A 16,506-nucleotide genomic window follows, 5' to 3' on the forward strand; every position below is an offset into this window, starting at 1 on the left:
CGCGCCGCAGCCCGCCGAAGTCGGTGGCGAACTCGTCGATGGGGGACCTCGCGAAAACTCATGGCATTGCCTTCGGGAAACCTCTGGCACTCGAGTATGGTTCCTTCCCGCCGTGGGGAGCAATTCGCTGCTGGTGGCCCTCGCGCAAGTAGTGTCGAGAAGCGTTTGTTCGAAAGTAGGGAATGCCGCACCCTGTAGGGCAAGTGGCACTCGACGTGGCCGGACGCTCGTCGACGGCATCGCGACTGGTGAACAGGCGCGTTCGTCGGCTGGTTGCCGAGCGGGCGAGCGTTTTGCCGGCGGATGAGAGGATTTATGAGAGACATCCACCCTGACGTACGTGCCGCACTCGGCTTGGCGCGGGAGTTGCGGCACCGCATCGCCGAGGTGCGCGAGCGGGCCGACGAGATCGTCGCGCGTCGCCCGTCCCCGAGCGGCCTGGTCATTCCCGAGATCGACGCCACAGGAAGATTGCGAGACCTGTATCTGGCTCCAGGAACCTGCGCGAGGTTCGACAGTCGGGAGCTGGCCGCCGAGATCATGGCTGCCATCGGCGAGAGCACCGAGGATGCGCGGCGGCAGTACACCATCGCCATGAACGACCCGCACAATCTGCCGAGGCCACTCTCGGAGGTCATGCGGGAACGGCGGGCTGGAAACACGTCGGACCAGCAGGTTCCCAACTTTGGGAAGGCGGAACAATGAACCTGAACTAGCTGGCGGGAGGGATCGACCGAGCATGCCCAACTATCTGGATGTCGAGCCGGATCAGCTGCGCAGGATCGCCGAGCAGCACGATCGGGCCGCTGCGGACATCCGGAAGTGGGGCGAAATCCCGCGGGACTGGCTTGCCGAATTCCCCTCCAAGTACGGCGCAATTGCCGACCCGGTGCGAGGCGCGCTGCAGGATTACTATCAGAGGCGCCACGACAACGCGGAACGTCTTGCTGCCAACCATGAGCGGACGCGAGACGATTTGCTCGCCGCGGCAACCGCACTCGAGGACGGCGATCAGGCAGGAAAACATCAGATCGGCCATGCCGGTGATGGTTTCGGTAGAGAAGCCCCGGCGGGCGGTCCTGCTATAGGCACGCCTCCGGATCGCCTGGGAACGCAACAAGATACCGGTCCGGACACCCCGAGGTCGAACGGCGACCAGCCGGTGCGGTCTCCCGTCACGACTCCCGACGCCCCGGGCGTGCTCCCCGAGACCGGCCGCTCCGACCAGGTGCCTCCGCCACCCGTCGCATCGGCACCGCGGGCCGACGATGCCGCTTACCCCGCAGCTACCGTTCCGACCGGGATGACGCCGGTCTCGGTCGTCATTCCGGAGTCCGGCGTCATCGATGTCTCCGCCGTTCCGTCCGACGATACGACTCGTATCGGAGGTTCGGCCGATGAGATCGGAGATGCCACGAGCAGCGGCTTGGACGCGAATGGTGCGGTGGGCACCGATGCGAACGGTGCCGCAGGCTTGGCCGGTGGGATGCCTCCGCCCTTGGCGACGGGCCCTTTCCCGGCAGCTGTCGCAGGAGGTATCGCCCCGACGATGCCTCCACCACTGGTTTCTGGTCCGCTCGCGGCAGCGGTCCATGCAGCCGAGGACAGGCGAGGGTTGCCGTCATTCGTGGTAGGTGAGCAGGTTGGGGACGACTTGGTGCTCGCCCGTAACCTTCTCGCAGGAACTCTTGCCGCCGTTGCTGATTCCGCCCGTGGTCTGGAGTGGGCGGTCGCGGTGGGGCGAACTCCCATCGGGCCTGTGGTTCTGTTGACCAGCACCGAGGGCCGTGGCTGGTTGCCTCCCGGACTGTTCTTGCCGTCGGAGGTCGCTCTACCGTGGAGTTGGGACGCCGTTTTGGATGGCGCGGTCCGAAATGCTATCGGGGCATTGGAAGGAACTGCCGACCCGGCTCGGATGCTCGCCGAGTTCGGCTTGATGATGCGCCGTAGAAGTGTCCGGCTCAGCGCCCTGGTGTCGTCCGCGGCGATCGCCCCTGAGTTGTACGCAGTCCTCGGAGACGATGTCGCCATAGAGGGCTGGGTGCCGGCGGCCGAGTCCGCCGTAGACCTCACCTCGCCCGGTGTCGGCTTGGTCGACCGGCTCGCCCTCGGCGGCTCGGCCGAGTTGCTACGCCAGGCGGCGACGGTGCCCGCGACGGAAGTTCGAGCCATGTGCATCGAGTTGGCGCGCGCGGCGGATGTCCAGGTGCGTACCGCCGTACCCAGCGTCGATGCGAAGATCTCCGCCCGTCGGGCACAGCGGCAACGCATCCTCGACGCACTGCACGCCGATCTGCCCATCCCTGCGAACTGGTGGGAACAGATCCGCGCCGCCGATGACGCAGCGGCGGCGGCACTGCGGTCGCAGCAGATGGACGTGTCCCACATTCCCGTCGGCGGCATCCTTCCGGACACATCCGGCAAGGAAGCGCTGCGCGACATGGTTTTCGAGCGCCGTGCCGACGAATTGTTGCTGTTACTCGCCGCGGGAGAAGCTGACCGGCAGACGTTGCGCGATGCGCTCTACAGCTACGGCCAGATAACGGAGCATCCGCTGTTCCCAGCGGCAGCAAGGGTAGTGGCGGCGCAGGCGCGAAGGCCGGCAGTTCCGGACGTCGAGGTTGCCCGCGATGTCGGACCTCGGAACCATGGCGGCGGTTTCACCAACGTTGGCTCCATCCACCTCGACGGGCCTCCCCCGGCTATCGACGAGTTGCTGAGAGGTCCGGCGGAGTCCGAGGGCTCCAGCGAGCAGAGGAGAGTCTGATGGGCGACAAAGAGGTGCAAGACGCCGTCGACCTGGTCAACAAGGAAAACTACGTCGGGTACTACGACGGCAACACGAATTTCGCGAATGACGAAGACAAAAAAGTGTTGGAGGCTTTGGCGGGACTGAGTTCCGGCGATTTCGAGAAGGCATTCAACAAGCTTGACGACGACGTGCGAAGAAATATCGGCGAAGATGCCGATGAGGGCCTCCGGAACGACCCTAAATACAAAGATCTGATCTATGCTCTCAACTCCGGAGACCCGAAAGATTACGTCAACACCAAGCGTACGGCCGAGCAGACGGCGGAGACGCCTCAGTTCGCGAACGATTGGAAATTGGACGATCTACCCGATGAGGACGAGGGTAAACACGCGGAGCCGGTGAAACTGCCGATTCCCAAGGGTGCCAGCGCGCAGTTGGTGGCGTTGATCAAGGACACCGAGTTCACGATGCAGTGGGGATTCGATACGCTCGGAATTCGTAATCCGAAGGACGCGCCCGACTTCACCAACGTGCTCGATGACGAGCACATCACCTCCGGCGACGGCTGGTCGGAGATCAAAAAGCAGCACGGGGAGCTGGGTGAGCGGCTGGAGAAGCGGAAGACGGCGTACAAGGATTCACACAAGGACGTCAAATTCGATACGTTCGACACCAAGGTCATCAAAGATGACACCTTTCGCGAGCTTGTCCGTATCAAGGATGATCTCGTAGCGGATCTGAAGTACGAGCCGACCAACACCACGCATACCGGTAATCAGATCACCGAGAGCTCGGGGGGGCGCCCCGAGAACGTGGTTCAGGTGCCGGTATACGAGAAGAACACCGACAAGGACAGTGAAGGATACAACAAATTCTATTTGACCGCAGAGGCGGAGCAGAGGTACTACGTAAGATCTATCGACACGGCTGCGGAGGACTGGGATAAGAAATACGCGGAAGCGACCACAGAGTTCCAGAAGAAGGCCGATGATATCGACCACGAGAACGACGACAATCACAACAACAACAATAATAATAATAATAATTCGAACAACAACAACGCCAATAATAACAACGCAAACAACAATAGCAACACGGGCAATCCCAACAACGGCAACAACAACACCTACGTGCCGCCGACCACAACGGGTAATTCGACAACGCAGCAGACTGGCACCACGAACGACGACTGGAGTTCCACCTACGACGACCTGATCGATGGTTCTACCGACCCCTCGGCGACCGAGACGGGCACGGGCACCCAGCCGATCTCCGACAGCGGCAGTGTGGATACGTCCTCGTCGGGCGCGTACCCGGGCGTTACTCCGGCAGGGTTGCAGACCGGGACCGGAGCGGGGACGACGGGTACGAACACCGGCGCGAATACCGGCAGCGTCGCGCCCGCGAGCAACACCGGCGACAACGGTATGGCCAATGCGATGCAGCAAATGGCGATGATGAGCGCCATGAGCGGGATGATGAATCAGGGTAATCGTCAGCCCGACGACGACCGGGCCTACGACCGCGCCGCGGAGCGGCGCGAGGACCGGGACCGGGAGCGGGAGCGGGAGCGCAACCGCAATGCCCAGCCGGTTACTGCGAATCAAGCGGTCCAGCAGACGGCTCCTCCTGGCGTGACAGCGCCGACGTCCGCGGGCACTCCGCCTGCGGTGACGACCCCGGGCATGACGCCGGGAGTCCGAATCGGGGATACGATGGTGAATGCGTCGCCGCCCGTCGCGGAGGCTTTGCAGAAGCAGACGCAGAACACCGCTCTCGACGCGGTATCCGCATACAAGGGAACGGCGGGTGAGATCACCGCAGAGCATCCGCCCGCGGTTGTCAATGGACCCGGTGAGCTGAAGACGGGCGATATTCTTCAGTGGGAGAAATTCAGTGCGCTGGTTGTGCGGAATCCGAACGGAATGGACGGACTTTTCGTCCTGGACGGCGGCAAGCTGATTCCGTTGGATCCCAACAACCCCCCCTTGACAGAAAAATATGGGTATTTCACCGGCTACATCCACCCGACGGGCCTGGACACAGGTTCCAATACCGCCGATCCCGGAGCTACGGCGCCGCCTCCGCCGACGCTGAGCACGGCGCAACCGTCCGGTCCGCCTCCCGTCGGTCCACCACCGCAGGTCTGAGCAGGCTACGCGCGCGCCTTCTCCCCGCGCACCGACGCGGCGATTTGGTTCGGCATCGGTTCGTGGCGGGCATAGGTGCGGGTGAAATCGCCGGTGCCGTGCGAGATCGAGCGCAGGTCGATGGCGTAGCGGCTGAGTTCGAGTTCGGGGACCTCGGCGTGGACGCGGGTGCGGCCGGTGCCGTGCGGCTCGGTGCCGAGGACGCGGCCGCGACGGCTGGACAGGTCGCTGAGGACCGGGCCGACGTAGTCGTCGGAGACCAGTACCCAGACTTCGGCGAGCGGCTCCAGCACTCTGATCCCCGCGGCCGCCGCTGCCTCGCGCAGGGCGAGGGAGCCTGCGGTCTGGAACGCGGCGTCGGAGGAGTCGACGGAGTGGGCTTTGCCGTCGAACAGGGTGACGCGCACGTCCACGAGGGGATATCCGGCGGTCAACCCGCGGGAGGCCTGTGCTCGGACGCCCTTCTCCACCGACGGAATGAATTGGCGCGGAACAACTCCACCGACCACTTTGTCCACGAACTCGATCCCGGCCCCTTCGGGCAGCGGTTCGACCTCGATCTCGCACACCGCGTATTGCCCGTGGCCGCCGGACTGTTTGACGTGCCTGCCGCGTCCGGTGGCCTTGCCCGCGAACGTCTCCCGCAACGCCACCTGGTGATCGGTCACGTCGACCTGCACGCCGAACCGGGTCCGCAACCGTTCCAGGGCGACGTCGCGATGCGCTTCGCCGAGACACCAGAGCACCAGCTGATGGGTCTGCGCGTTGTGCTCGAGTCGCAGTGCCGGATCTTCGGCGGCCAGGCGGGCAAGACTTTGGGAGAGCTTGTCCTCGTCGGCCTTGCTGTGCGCGCGAATGGCGATGGGCAGCAACGGGTCCGGCATCGGCCACGGCTCGATCCGCAAGGGGCTGTCGGTGGACGACAGCGTGTCGCCGGTTTCGGCGTGACCTAGTTTGGTGACGTAGGCGATGTCGCCCGCGATCGCCTGCCGCAGCGGGCGTTGCTGCTTGCCGAAGGGTGCCGAGATCGCGCCGACCCGCTCGTCCAGCTCGTGACTCTCGTGGCCGCGATCCTCCAGGCCGTGTCCGCTGACGTGCACCGTGTCGTCGGCGTGCAAGGTGCCGGAGAAGACGCGGACCATACACACCCGCCCGACGTACGGGTCGGAGGCGGTGCGGATGACCTCCGCGGCCAGCTCTCCGTCCGGGTCGCAGCGCAGCGGATGCGGTTCGGCGCCGTTGCTGGCGGTGATGGCGTGCTCGGCGGGTGTCGGAAAGCCGCCGGTGATCAACTCGAGCAGCTCGACCGTCCCCAGGCCTTGCTTGGCGCCCTCCGGCGCGGGCGCGGCGAATAGCACGGGGTGGAAGCTGCCGCGGGCGACCGCGCGCTCCAGGTCGGCGACCAGCGTCGCCAGGCTGATCTCCTCGCCCTCGAGATAGCGCTCCATGAGGGTCTCGTCTTCGCTCTCCGCGATGATGCCCTCGATGAGACGGTTGCGCGCTTCCTCCAGAGCGGGCACCTGATCGGGCGAAGGGTCGCCCTGCACCTCCTCCCCGGAGGAGTAGTCGCCCACGCAGTGCGGCAGCAGCTCCACCATGCCGGTGACCGGCCGGTGGCCGTCCGGGTTCTTCGGGCCGTACACGGGCAGATGCAGCGGCAGGATGTTCTCCGACGATCCGCCGCCCAGCACCGTCCGGCAGGTCTCGGTCATCACGTCGAACTCGTCGCGCGCCGTGTCCAGGTGGGTGATCACGATCGCGCGCGGCATCCCGACCGCGGCGCACTCCTCCCACAGCGCCCTGGTCGCACCCGAGATTCCGTCCGCGCCCTCGGCCGCCGAGATGACGAACAGCGCCGCGTCGGCCGCACGCAGCCCCGCCCGCAGCTCGCCGACGAAGTCCGCGTATCCGGGTGTGTCGACCAAGTTGACCTTCATCCCGGCCCATGCCACCGGCACGACCGACAGCTGCACCGACCGGTGCTGGCGATGCTCGATCTCGTCGTAGTCCGACAGCGAGGTGCCGTCCTCCACCCGTCCGGCTCGGTTGACCGCCCGCGCGGTGAGCGCCATGGCGTCGACGAGCGTGGTCTTGCCCGACCCGCTGTGCCCGACCAGGACGACATTGCGGATCTGCTCGGGCCGGTCCGCGGTCACCACGCCGCCGTTGCCCGCGGCAGCTCCGTTGGTCTTTTCCACCATGTGTCTCGCTCCTTTGCCGACACCTGCCGTGCATCCACCTTCCCACCGGGCGTGGCGTTCCGCCGACGAATCGGCAGATCAGGGGTGTATGCGGTCGAATGCGCAGGCCGGGGGAGCGCTCGCCGGCGGCGCGGATCGTCGCGCAGGCCCGGCCCGGGGCGATAGACCAGGAACCCTCTCGCGAGACGAACGGCACGATGCTCGGTATCCGGTTTTCCGGCCCGGTGGACGTCACGGTCGCGATGCGCTGACCGGGCTCGGTGGCGGTCAGCTCGGTCACCGTCGTGACCGAAGCAAAGGGCCGGTGCCACACGCGATCAACTCCGGGGCCGCGTCGTCTGCGAGCCGCGGTGGCTTCACCGCCGCCGGAACCGCCGGGTCGAGCGTCTGCCGCCATCAGTGTCGCTCGGTCGCTAGCCCGCGCTCGTAGTCCCGAGCGATCCCGCGTTCGCCGCGAGGGCGACCAGCGAGCCACTCCGCCGAGCCCGCGGGAAGCCGTGATGCCACCGGAGACGTTCTCCGCACACGATGTGTGAAGAACGCTCTCGCGAGGACCTGATGCGGAGTGCGATCAGGACAGCCGACGGATGTCGCCGCGGACGCGGTAGAAGCCGCCGCGTGCCGACTCGGCGATGCCGTCGACCACGTAGCGGGCACCGGCGCGGCGAATGTCTTTGGGAAACTGCACATTCCATCCCTGGTGGAATCCGGGGGAGACGACACGCACGCGCAGGGAACTCCCGTGGTTCACGCATTCCACGATGACGCCGGTGCCCGCGTCGGAAGTTATCTCGACGGTGTCGCTGGGCACCACCGCGGAGATCTCGGGGGCTTTGACCGACACCGTCTGAGGCAGCACGCCCTGCTCGGCATCGCGGATGGCGGCTTCGCCGACGTCGAGACAGGCCAGCGTGCCGGTCGTGGTGACGAGGTACAGCTTCTCGTCGTGGTACTGCATGGAATAGGCCGAACCGCAGCCGGTGGCCAGTTTCCACACGCGGTTGCCCGCGGCGTCGAAGCAGTACACCGAGGAGTAGTTGTCACCGGCGAAGACGTAACGGCCGTCCGGCGAGGTGGCGCAGGAGAAGACCGCGGCATCGCACTGGTAGATGTGCTCGGCCCGGCCGCTCTTGGTCACCATGCGGACCTGGTTGCGGGAGGTGCCCGCGTAGACGGCGTCGGATTCCTGCCAGCCGAACAGGACGTCTCCTCCGGTGCCCGCCTGCCACAGGGGATTCCCGCTGTCCAGGTTGTATTTGGTGACGCCCGCGGAATGCCCGTGGTAGACGCCGTGCGCGTCGATGCGCACCATCCAGCCCGAATCGCCGGTGCTGCGCCGGGTCCACAGCGACTCTTCCTCGTAATCGATCACGGTGATGCCGCCTTGGCGGTCGGAGACGCCGAGGATGCCGTCGTGGATGTCGAGCCAGTAGATGTCGACATCGGCAGCGATATCGTAAGCCGCCCGCGGCACCTTGCCCGACAAGTCGTAGACCCGGCCGTCGTCGCATCCGGCGTAGATCCAGAAATCGTCGGCCACAATGCATTTGACGGCGTCGGGCAGGCGGTACCGGCCGGTGACCACGCCGTCCGGGGTCAGGGTGAACACGTCACCGCTCTCGTTGCCCATCCAGCAGCGGCGCTCGTCGACGAAGATGCCGAAGGCGGCGGCGCCGGAGTCGAAACTCCACAGCACGGGCGCGGCCTTCGCGGTCGAGCGGCCGCTGCTGATCGCCCGCCTGGTCACCGGGCGTCTGCCCCGCGCCCCCATCACGGCGGGCGCGTAGCCCTTCCGCACCTTCTCGCCCACCTTCTTCGCCGCGGCCGCCCGCGCCTTCTCCTCGGTGGCGAACGAACTGACCTTCGTCTGCCCCTGCTCGCCGATGCGGCCGAAACGGACGCTCACTTGGGTGCCCGCGACGATCACCTCGTAGAACTTGTGCGCGGTACCACTGTCCTCGGACAGTTCGAGATAGGTGGTTCCCCCGATTGTCATAGCGCCTCGCCTGTTTTCGTCAGATCAGAACGAAACGAAAGTTAGCAAGAGGCACCGACATTCAGCGGGTCCTCGCTGCATCGCAGGGCAAGCGTCCGACCGGCGCCGGTAGGACAGCCGACGGCCGCGGGCCCTGCGCGAGGCGCGCGTTGGCAGTCCTACTCCTGTTCGGGCGTTCAGCACGTAGCTCCCCAGGCCCTCGCTCGCGGTCTGCTGGGGAGTTGCAAGTCTGCCCTGATCAGCTGATCGTCTTCTCGGCGCTCAGAGGATTTCCCTCGGAATCGACTTGTTCGTAGTCGATGCTGAATTCGAGACCTGCGTTCCTGGAGAGATCTGCAAGGTCTCGAAGCCGAGTAGTAGCAGTATCGGGTGCGTCCTCGATGCGGCCTTCGAGAAGGAAGTAGAAAGGCGCTTCCGGGCCGCCGGCATCGTAACAATAGAGTTCGAATCCGTCGGTCTCGTAGTGCATCTGGAACCCGCGATGCGGCTTCATCTGCAGATCGTTCTTCGACAGCCACGATCTCAGTATCTGTTCGATGATTTCCGGGCTCTCGGTATAGAAAGTTCCGTGGTACGAGGTAATGGCCATGGTCATCCTTGGTTCGATGCGATCGATGTGGCTGGACCCGATGTCATAGGCCGGCCACTCGGCGGGAGCGAAGTGGTCGATACTGGTGGCGCTCCACGTTTCGCTTGCTGCGAGCGCTTTCGGCAATCGCGGCTTGCATGGCGTTACCCGCGCCCGCAGCACGGTGACCAACGGCGCGCGTTCGCCGCGGCGACGGCCAACCGCTCCGCGATCGGTCCGGTCCGATCCGCCGAAATCACTTGGGCAGGGTGCCGATCGAGATCCCGGTGATGACATCGGCAACGATCACACCGTCGGCGTATTGCCGCCCGTAGACGGCGACCAGGGCGCCCACGCGTATCTCGGTCGCCCGCTTGGCGAGCAGAACCTGCACCTTGGTGCCGGTGTCGGTACGGACCTTGACGCTGTTGCTGGTGAACGCGTTGCGCACCACCATGGTCGTGCCGTCGTTGGCGGTGACCTTCCCGAAGGTGATCCCGATGCCCGAGCGGCCGGCAGGGGGAGCGGGAGCGGGGACCGAAGGCGTCGTCGCGCGCACGGTGGACGAAGGTGGCGAGGTGCTCGGGGCGCTGGTGCGGGCCGATGTAGTCGTCGATGACGCCGTTTCCGTTGGGCCGCCGACGAATAGGCATCCGGACACCACCAAGATCACCATGCCGATGCAGAGCCCGACGAATGCGGCCGCTCCCGTACTGTGCAGCCGATGCGGCTCGTCATCCCGATTTCGGGGCGGCAGCGGCGGCATCCCCATTGCCGTTGTCCGAGTAACCGTTTCGGACCGCGGGGCGAGCGCACCGGGATGCACTCCGGACCGGACCGGACGCGAGGCTTCGCTGTCGGCACGCGACCGCGAGCCGCTCGAGACAGTGGAGTTCGATCGCGTCCTCGCCATCGAAATTGTTGTCGCCGAGAGCGTTTCGGGATCTCCCCCGAGCCGTGCGAGCCGACCTACTCTCGCCGACTTCCCACTGTGCGTACTCCAGCGAGGCATATGGCAAGGGTAGGTGCGCCTATTCGTGTGCTTGTTGTCACTGGCGGGGAGTGCCGGTGTGACCAGCGCAGATGGGTCGTCGTCTGGGGTGGATGACTTCGTTCGGCACGCCGACCGTGCCCGATAGTGTTGTGCGACAGATGCATTGCGTCGCGATGCGGCGAACGTCCGGCTTGCGGCAGGGCGGTTCCGGCCGACTGTCGACAGCAGCGGTGTCCTCGGACGTTTTGTCCGCCCTGATGCTCGCGGCGGTGGGGTTGAACATCCTCGACCGAGCCGCTGAAGCGTCTGCCGCTGCGGCAGGAAATGCCGGAGCGGCTCGGTGAAGCCGCCCGGAAACGGCGGCGCCTCCCCGTCGACGAGACGAGGAGGCGCTGTTGGATTCCGGTCGGGCTCAGTAAGCTCCGTTGACGTTGTCCATCGAGCCGTAGCGGTGCGCCGCGTAGTTGCAGGCGGCGGTGATGTTGGCGACCGGGTCCCAGATGTCGAAGGCGGTGCCGTCGACGTGGTAGGCGTTGAAGGTCGGGTCGATCACCTGGAGCAGGCCCTTGGAGGGGGTGCCTTTGGCGGCGTTGGAGTCCGACAGGTTGATGGCCCGAGGGTTACCGCCGGATTCACGCATGATGTTGCGGTGGATGCCTTCGTAGCTACCCGGGATCCCGCGGACGCGCATGACGTCGAGGGACTGGCGAATCCAGCCGTCGAGGTTGTCCTCGTAAACCGGCGGCGGCGCGGGCAGGAAACCTTGGGGCGGCAGCCCGGGTAGCCCGGGCAACGCGGGCAGTGCGGGTAGGGCCAGGCCGTCGATGGGCGCGGCAGCGGCGACCGGCGCGACCGGGGCCGGAACGCTGTCATCGGCCACCGCGACCCCGGAGGTAAAGCCCACGGCGATGACGCCGATGGTGGCCGCGAGAACGGCCCCCTTTCGAAGCGGCAGATGGCGGAAAGAAGAGAGGCGTGCGTCAGGCATCGAGAAATCAGTTCCTTGATCGTGCGGCGACCCGGCTCCGGAGACAGAGCGGATCTAAGGCGGCCACCAGGGCGGATCCGCCGTCTCGGCTCGTGTGCGATTTTCGGATTTCGTTGTGAAAGCCAGGGTGCGATTTCCTGGCGGCGCGACGCGGTGAACATCCCGGGCGGTGCCCGTCGGTGCCGCTGCCGTACCCGAAGAGAAACAAGCCGTAAGCTGTGGAGCTGGTTTCTCGGGTCTCTTCCGGACCTGATCTCAGCTTGATCACAGTCGGTGAACACCCGGCAAACAAACAGTTAATGAAAGAAATTGCCGATCTTGGAGTGGTCTGTACAACCTCGAACTGATGGGCTTGACCAGCTATTTCTCTGATAAACGTGATTTGAGCCACATTATCCGAGATAGTAGTAACGGACGCGACTTTATCTCGACGCGATTACGCCGGACGTCCGAATCGGAGAGCGGCAGTAGCGCGAGGCGTCGACATTCCGGCCTCGTTCCGAGCGGCCTGAGATAAAGATTTCGTCGGTGCGGAGGCGATGTCGTCAGCCCCGAAACCTCGGCGGCATGCATCGGCCCTCGCCGACGACGATGCGGGCGAGGGCCGAATTCGTTCGGTAAGTGACTAGCTGCCGAAGCGGGCCAGCACGGCGCCGGCTTCCTGAGATGCGGTGCCTTCCTCGGCGAGGTGGGCCATTTCCGGGGCGATCTCGCGACCGTGGTGGGCCATCGCCTGGGCGTACAACCGACCCGCTCGGTAGGAGGAGCGGACCAGCGGGCCGGCCATCACGCCTGCGAAGCCGATTTCCTCCGCCGTCTTGGAGTGCTCGACGAACTCCTCCGGCTTCACCCAGCGGTCGACCGGGTGGTGGCGGGGGGACGGGCGCAGGTACTGCGTGATGGTGAGGATGTCGCAGCCCGCCTCGTGCAGGTCGTGCATGGCCTGGGTGACTTCCTCGGGGGTTTCGCCCATGCCGAGGATGAGGTTGGACTTGGTGACCAGGCCTGCTTCGCGGGCGGCGGTCAGCACCGCGAGGGAGCGCTCGTAGCGGAAAGCCGGGCGGATGCGCTTGAAGATGCGGGGGACCGTTTCGAGGTTGTGCGCCAGCACTTCCGGGCGGGCGGAGAAGACCTCGGCGAGCTGGTCGGGGTCGGCGTTGAAGTCGGGGATCAGCAGTTCCACGCCCGTGTGCGGGTTCGAACGCTTGATGGCGCGGACGGTTTCGGCGTAGAGCCAGGCGCCGCCGTCGTCCAGGTCGTCGCGGGCGACGCCGGTGATGGTGGAGTAGCGCAGGCCCATGGCCTGGACGCTTTCGGCGACGCGGCGGGGCTCGTCGCGGTCGAGGGCGGCGGGTTTACCGGTGTCGATCTGGCAGAAATCGCAGCGGCGGGTGCATTGTTCGCCGCCGATCAGGAAGGTGGCCTCGCGGTCTTCCCAGCACTCGAAAATGTTGGGGCAGCCTGCTTCCTCGCACACGGTGTGCAGGCCTTCGCGCTTCACCAAGCTTTTGAGTTCGGAGTACTCGGGGCCCATGGTGGCGCGGGTGCGGATCCACTTGGGTTTGCGCTCGATGGGGGTTTCCGCGTTGCGGGCTTCGATGCGCAAGAGCTTGCGGCCGTTGGCGGCGCGAGCATCCGGCCCGGAGGTGGCCTGCGCCGCCGCGGAGGGCACCGGGAGTGCCGCAGCAGGTTCGGCTGCGGCAGCGTTGTGTGGTGTCGGGGTGTCGACTGAGGTCACTCGATCGACCTTACGCCGTCGCACTCGGGGACTGCGGGGTGGTGTCACCAGGAGTGACACGCGGAATATTGTGCTCGGCGACCGGCAGGTCGCCGTCCAGCGCGCGGATGAGGGCGTCGGCCACCAGCGGCTTGATCTCGGCGACGGTCACTTCGCGACCGAGTTCGCGGGTCAGTGTGGTGACGCCCGCGTCGCGGATGCCGCACGGAACGATGGCCTGGAAACCGTCCATGGCGGCGTTGCAGTTGAGCGAGAGGCCGTGCAGGGCCACGCCGCGTTGCACACGCACACCGATCGCGGCGATCTTGCGTTCGGCGTACAGCTCGGTGGCGGGCAGCCAGACGCCGGAACGACCCTCGACGCGGCCACAGACGAGGCCGAGCCCGGTGCAGACGGTGATCAACGCCTCCTCGAGGCGGCGCACGTAGTCGACGACGTCAACCGGCTCGGCAAGCCGCACGATGGGGTAGCCGACCAGTTGGCCGGGACCATGCCAGGTGATCTTGCCGCCGCGGTCGACCTGCACCACCGGGCTGCCGTCGATGGGCAGATCGTCGGTTTCGGTGCGGCGGCCCGCGGTGTACACCGACGGGTGCTCGAGCAGCAGCAGATGATCGGATCCGTTGCCATCGGCGCGCTGCTCGGCGATGCTGCGCTGCAGCTCCCAGGCGGCGTGGTAGTCGATGAGTCCGAGATCCTCGACCACGATCGGGGTCGTATCGAATCGGGCGGACAGGGTGGTGCGCGTGTCTGTCACAGGCATGACGGTACGCCCACCGGGGCAGCCGATTCCAGCACCTCGATGTGGGAACGCCCACAGCCGGGATGGATAGCCAGGAGTGGAGCTGAAAGGTTGCGCGCCCATGAGCCGCTGGCCGGGCCCGCGTCCGGGTCTCGCCCCCGGAAGTGCGGGTACGGCGCGAGCGTGCGGGTTCCGTCGGGAAGAATGCGGGGCCCTCGATGGCGTCGATTGCCGGATTGCTTCAAGTCCCGCCGCTTCGAGTCGATGTCGAGGAGTGCTCGACCAGGTCGGTGCCTCTCGGACCTGCCTGGCGTCACGTGCTGAAATACACATCGGATCCCGTATGCGCCCGGCCCCGTAGGACAAACGAGCAGCCGTTTTCGAGACCGCGCGGATTCTGGCGCCCGCGCTCGGCATTGCCGTGCCTCCGGACCAGCGGCTGCGCGAGATCAGCTTCGGTGGTGTCCCTATGGTGGTGGTCAAGCTGGATCGGTCGTGGTTGGTTGCGCCGTCGTGGCGTTCGGTGTCAGTTCAGTCGTAGTAGGCCGGCGTCGGTGATTCGGAACCCGCAGGTGTCGCGATAGAAGCTGTTGAGGTGCGGTTCGTAGTCGACGTGGAGCCACTCGATCCCGAGTTCGCGAAGGTCGTTGATAAGAGCCGCGACCAGGCTGGTCCCGATGCGCTGATACTGGAAGTCGGGGGCGACCATGGTGTCGAGGAGGAACGCATGCCGACCTCCGTCCCAGACTGCGTGCACGAACCCGACGAGCTGATCGCCGACGAACGCACCGACCCACGATCTGCTGTGCCGTTCCAGGCGTGCCTTCCAAGGGCTCGGCACGTGGTCACCGCCGAATGCGTCGGTGTGCAGCCGCGAGAGCACCCCATCGTCGACCGCGAAACGGATGCGGAGATCCGCGATCATGCGGCGTCCGCTAGTCGACGTCGATGGGAAGGGTGAGTTGCATGAGCGTCAAGTCCATCCAGCGGCCGAATTTGTGGCCCACCTCCGGCAGGACGCCGACGGTGCGGAAGCCGAAGCGTTCGTGCAGGAGGATCGAACCGGCATTGCCGGATTCGATGGCGGCGATCATGGCGTGCACCGTGCCCGCGCGACGAGCCCGTTCGATCAGCTCGGTGAGGAGTGCGGTGGCGATGCCGCGACGCTGGAAGCGGTCGTCGACGTACACGGAGTTCTCGACCGTGTAGCGGTAGCCGGATTTGGTACGCCACGGGCCGTAACTCGCGTAACCCGCCAGCGCGCCGTCGATCTCGGCGACCAGCACGGGCAGCCCCGCCCCGGTGCGGGCCTGGAACCAGCCGAGGCGCTCGTCCAGGCCGACCCGCTCGGTGTCCCAGATCGCGGTGGACGTGGCGATATTCGCGTTGTGGATGTCGAGGATCGCCGGAAGGTCATCGGTGGTCGCGTCGCGGATGACCGTGGCGGGCCTGGTGTCGAGTCGGTCGGTCATCGAGCATCTCCGGGTCGTCCCACCGCGGCGGCCAGCGCGGCGCCGATGGTGGGATGGTGGAACTGGTAACCCGCTTCCTCGAGGGCGGTGGGGATGGCCCTCGGCCCGCGCAGGATCGCCTCCTGCGCCATCTCGCCGACCAGCGCATTCAGCGCGAATGCCGGGACGACGAGGGGGGTGGGGCGATGCAGCGCCCGCCCGAGCGCGCGGCTGAACTCGGCGTTGGTGACCGGTGCCGGGCCGGTCACGTTGATCGGGCCGGAGACCGTGTCGTGGGTGAGCGCGAAGACGATCGCGCCGATCTCGTCGGCCATCGAAATCCAGGGCGTGTACTGGCGGCCGTTGCCCAGCCGCCCGCCCAAGCCGAGCGCGTACAACGGATGCAGCACGCCGAGCACGCCTCCGGTCCGGGAAAGCACCGCGGCGCTGCGCAACAGCACCGTGCGAACACCGGCCGTCGCGGCGGGTTCGGTTGCCTTCTCCCAGTCCCGGCACAGGGCGGCCAGGAAACCCGAACCGGCGGGGGAGGTCTCGTCCACCACCCGGTCGCCGGTGTCGCCGCCGTAGTAATGCACGCCGCTGGCATTGAGCAGTACGGGCACGCCCGCGGCGACCACCGCACCGGTCAGGACGTCGGTCGGTGTGATGCGGCTGTCGCGCAGTTCCTGTTTGAAGCTGCCGGTCCAGCGGCGCCGCCCGACGCTCGCACCACAGAGGTTGACCACGGCGTCGGCGCCGCGAAGCGCCCGCTCGTCCAACTGGGCACGAGCCGGGTTCCAGGCGAATTCGTCCGCGCCCGCCGCTTTTCTGCGCACCAACCGGGCGACCTCGTGCCCGTCGCGGCGCAGTGCCGCGACGAGCGCTGTCCCGATCAACCCGGACGAGCCGGCGATCACGACCTTCAT

At 66.2% G+C, this 16,506-nt stretch carries 13 protein-coding genes; 3 read left to right on the plus strand and 10 right to left on the minus strand.

All coding sequences use genetic code 11. The annotated features are described in order from the left end of the window. The first annotated feature begins 354 nt into the window (after positions 1 to 354). The 3 genes from ABZ803_RS16085 to ABZ803_RS16095 are packed head-to-tail and all read left to right on the plus strand — an operon-like array spanning position 355 to position 4,902. Positions 355 to 705 carry a hypothetical protein gene (locus ABZ803_RS16085; RefSeq protein ID WP_357037975.1) on the plus strand — a complete coding sequence of 117 codons (351 nt, stop codon included), beginning with the start codon at positions 355 to 357 and terminating at the stop codon, positions 703 to 705. A gap of 34 nt (positions 706 to 739) precedes the next feature. Then, positions 740 to 2,767 carry a type VII secretion target gene (locus ABZ803_RS16090; RefSeq protein WP_357037978.1) on the plus strand — a complete coding sequence of 676 codons (2,028 nt, stop codon included), beginning with the start codon at positions 740 to 742 and terminating at the stop codon, positions 2,765 to 2,767. Next, positions 2,767 to 4,902 carry a hypothetical protein gene (locus ABZ803_RS16095; protein ID WP_357037981.1) on the plus strand — a complete coding sequence of 712 codons (2,136 nt, stop codon included), beginning with the start codon at positions 2,767 to 2,769 and terminating at the stop codon, positions 4,900 to 4,902. The genes ABZ803_RS16090 and ABZ803_RS16095 overlap by 1 nt, the downstream gene beginning before the upstream one ends. Positions 4,903 to 4,907: 5 nt before the next feature. Here ABZ803_RS16095 and ABZ803_RS16100 read toward each other — a convergent pair whose 3' ends face one another. The 10 genes from ABZ803_RS16100 to ABZ803_RS16145 all read right to left on the minus strand — a co-directional run bounded on the left by ABZ803_RS16100 (position 4,908) and on the right by ABZ803_RS16145 (position 16,506). Continuing rightward, positions 4,908 to 7,103, minus strand: coding sequence for an elongation factor G-like protein EF-G2 (locus tag ABZ803_RS16100; protein WP_357037984.1), 2,196 nt, complete (start codon positions 7,101 to 7,103; stop codon positions 4,908 to 4,910). Positions 7,104 to 7,674: 571 nt separating this feature from the next. Beyond that, positions 7,675 to 9,099: a WGR domain-containing protein gene (locus ABZ803_RS16105; RefSeq protein WP_357037987.1), complete on the minus strand. Its 1,425-nt coding sequence runs from the start codon at positions 9,097 to 9,099 to the stop codon at positions 7,675 to 7,677. A 238-nt stretch (positions 9,100 to 9,337) separates the two neighbouring features. Further along, positions 9,338 to 9,859, minus strand: a complete 522-nt coding sequence (locus ABZ803_RS16110; protein ID WP_357037990.1) for a GyrI-like domain-containing protein — start codon at positions 9,857 to 9,859, stop codon at positions 9,338 to 9,340. Positions 9,860 to 9,923: 64 nt separating this feature from the next. Beyond that, positions 9,924 to 10,226, minus strand: coding sequence for a DUF5666 domain-containing protein (locus ABZ803_RS16115; protein WP_357037993.1), 303 nt, complete (start codon positions 10,224 to 10,226; stop codon positions 9,924 to 9,926). Between the two features lie 847 nt (positions 10,227 to 11,073). Next, on the minus strand, positions 11,074 to 11,649 hold the full coding sequence (locus ABZ803_RS16120; RefSeq protein WP_357037996.1) for a transglycosylase SLT domain-containing protein: 576 nt from the start codon (positions 11,647 to 11,649) through the stop codon (positions 11,074 to 11,076). A gap of 625 nt (positions 11,650 to 12,274) precedes the next feature. Further along, positions 12,275 to 13,321, minus strand: coding sequence for a lipoyl synthase (gene lipA, locus ABZ803_RS16125; RefSeq protein WP_357038148.1), 1,047 nt, complete (start codon positions 13,319 to 13,321; stop codon positions 12,275 to 12,277). Positions 13,322 to 13,397: 76 nt separating this feature from the next. Continuing rightward, complete coding sequence (lipB, locus tag ABZ803_RS16130; RefSeq protein ID WP_357037999.1) at positions 13,398 to 14,150, minus strand: lipoyl(octanoyl) transferase LipB; 753 nt, start codon at positions 14,148 to 14,150, stop codon at positions 13,398 to 13,400. Between the two features lie 505 nt (positions 14,151 to 14,655). Then, positions 14,656 to 15,054: a GNAT family N-acetyltransferase gene (locus tag ABZ803_RS16135; RefSeq protein ID WP_357038002.1), complete on the minus strand. Its 399-nt coding sequence runs from the start codon at positions 15,052 to 15,054 to the stop codon at positions 14,656 to 14,658. 10 nt (positions 15,055 to 15,064) lie between these two features. Then, a complete protein-coding gene (locus ABZ803_RS16140; RefSeq protein ID WP_357038005.1) occupies positions 15,065 to 15,601 on the minus strand; it encodes an N-acetyltransferase family protein in 537 nt (178 codons plus the stop codon). Continuing rightward, positions 15,598 to 16,506, minus strand: coding sequence for a TIGR01777 family oxidoreductase (locus ABZ803_RS16145; protein WP_357038008.1), 909 nt, complete (start codon positions 16,504 to 16,506; stop codon positions 15,598 to 15,600). Before ABZ803_RS16145 ends, ABZ803_RS16140 begins: the two co-directional genes overlap by 4 nt.

This window comes from Nocardia sp. NPDC047648 (assembly GCF_040642815.1).
GTDB lineage: Bacteria > Actinomycetota > Actinomycetes > Mycobacteriales > Mycobacteriaceae > Nocardia > Nocardia gamkensis.

Coding starts and splice junctions, on each gene's coding strand:
- lipB (WP_357037999.1), bottom strand. CDS start 14,150: ATGCCTGTGACAGACACGCGCACCACCCTGTCCGCCCGATTCGATACG.
- ABZ803_RS16145 (WP_357038008.1), bottom strand. CDS start 16,506: ATGAAGGTCGTGATCGCCGGCTCGTCCGGGTTGATCGGGACAGCGCTC.
- ABZ803_RS16100 (WP_357037984.1), bottom strand. CDS start 7,103: ATGGTGGAAAAGACCAACGGAGCTGCCGCGGGCAACGGCGGCGTGGTG.
- ABZ803_RS16140 (WP_357038005.1), bottom strand. CDS start 15,601: ATGACCGACCGACTCGACACCAGGCCCGCCACGGTCATCCGCGACGCG.
- ABZ803_RS16105 (WP_357037987.1), bottom strand. CDS start 9,099: ATGACAATCGGGGGAACCACCTATCTCGAACTGTCCGAGGACAGTGGT.
- ABZ803_RS16090 (WP_357037978.1), top strand. CDS start 740: ATGCCCAACTATCTGGATGTCGAGCCGGATCAGCTGCGCAGGATCGCC.
- ABZ803_RS16135 (WP_357038002.1), bottom strand. CDS start 15,054: ATGATCGCGGATCTCCGCATCCGTTTCGCGGTCGACGATGGGGTGCTC.
- ABZ803_RS16095 (WP_357037981.1), top strand. CDS start 2,767: ATGGGCGACAAAGAGGTGCAAGACGCCGTCGACCTGGTCAACAAGGAA.
- ABZ803_RS16120 (WP_357037996.1), bottom strand. CDS start 11,649: ATGCCTGACGCACGCCTCTCTTCTTTCCGCCATCTGCCGCTTCGAAAG.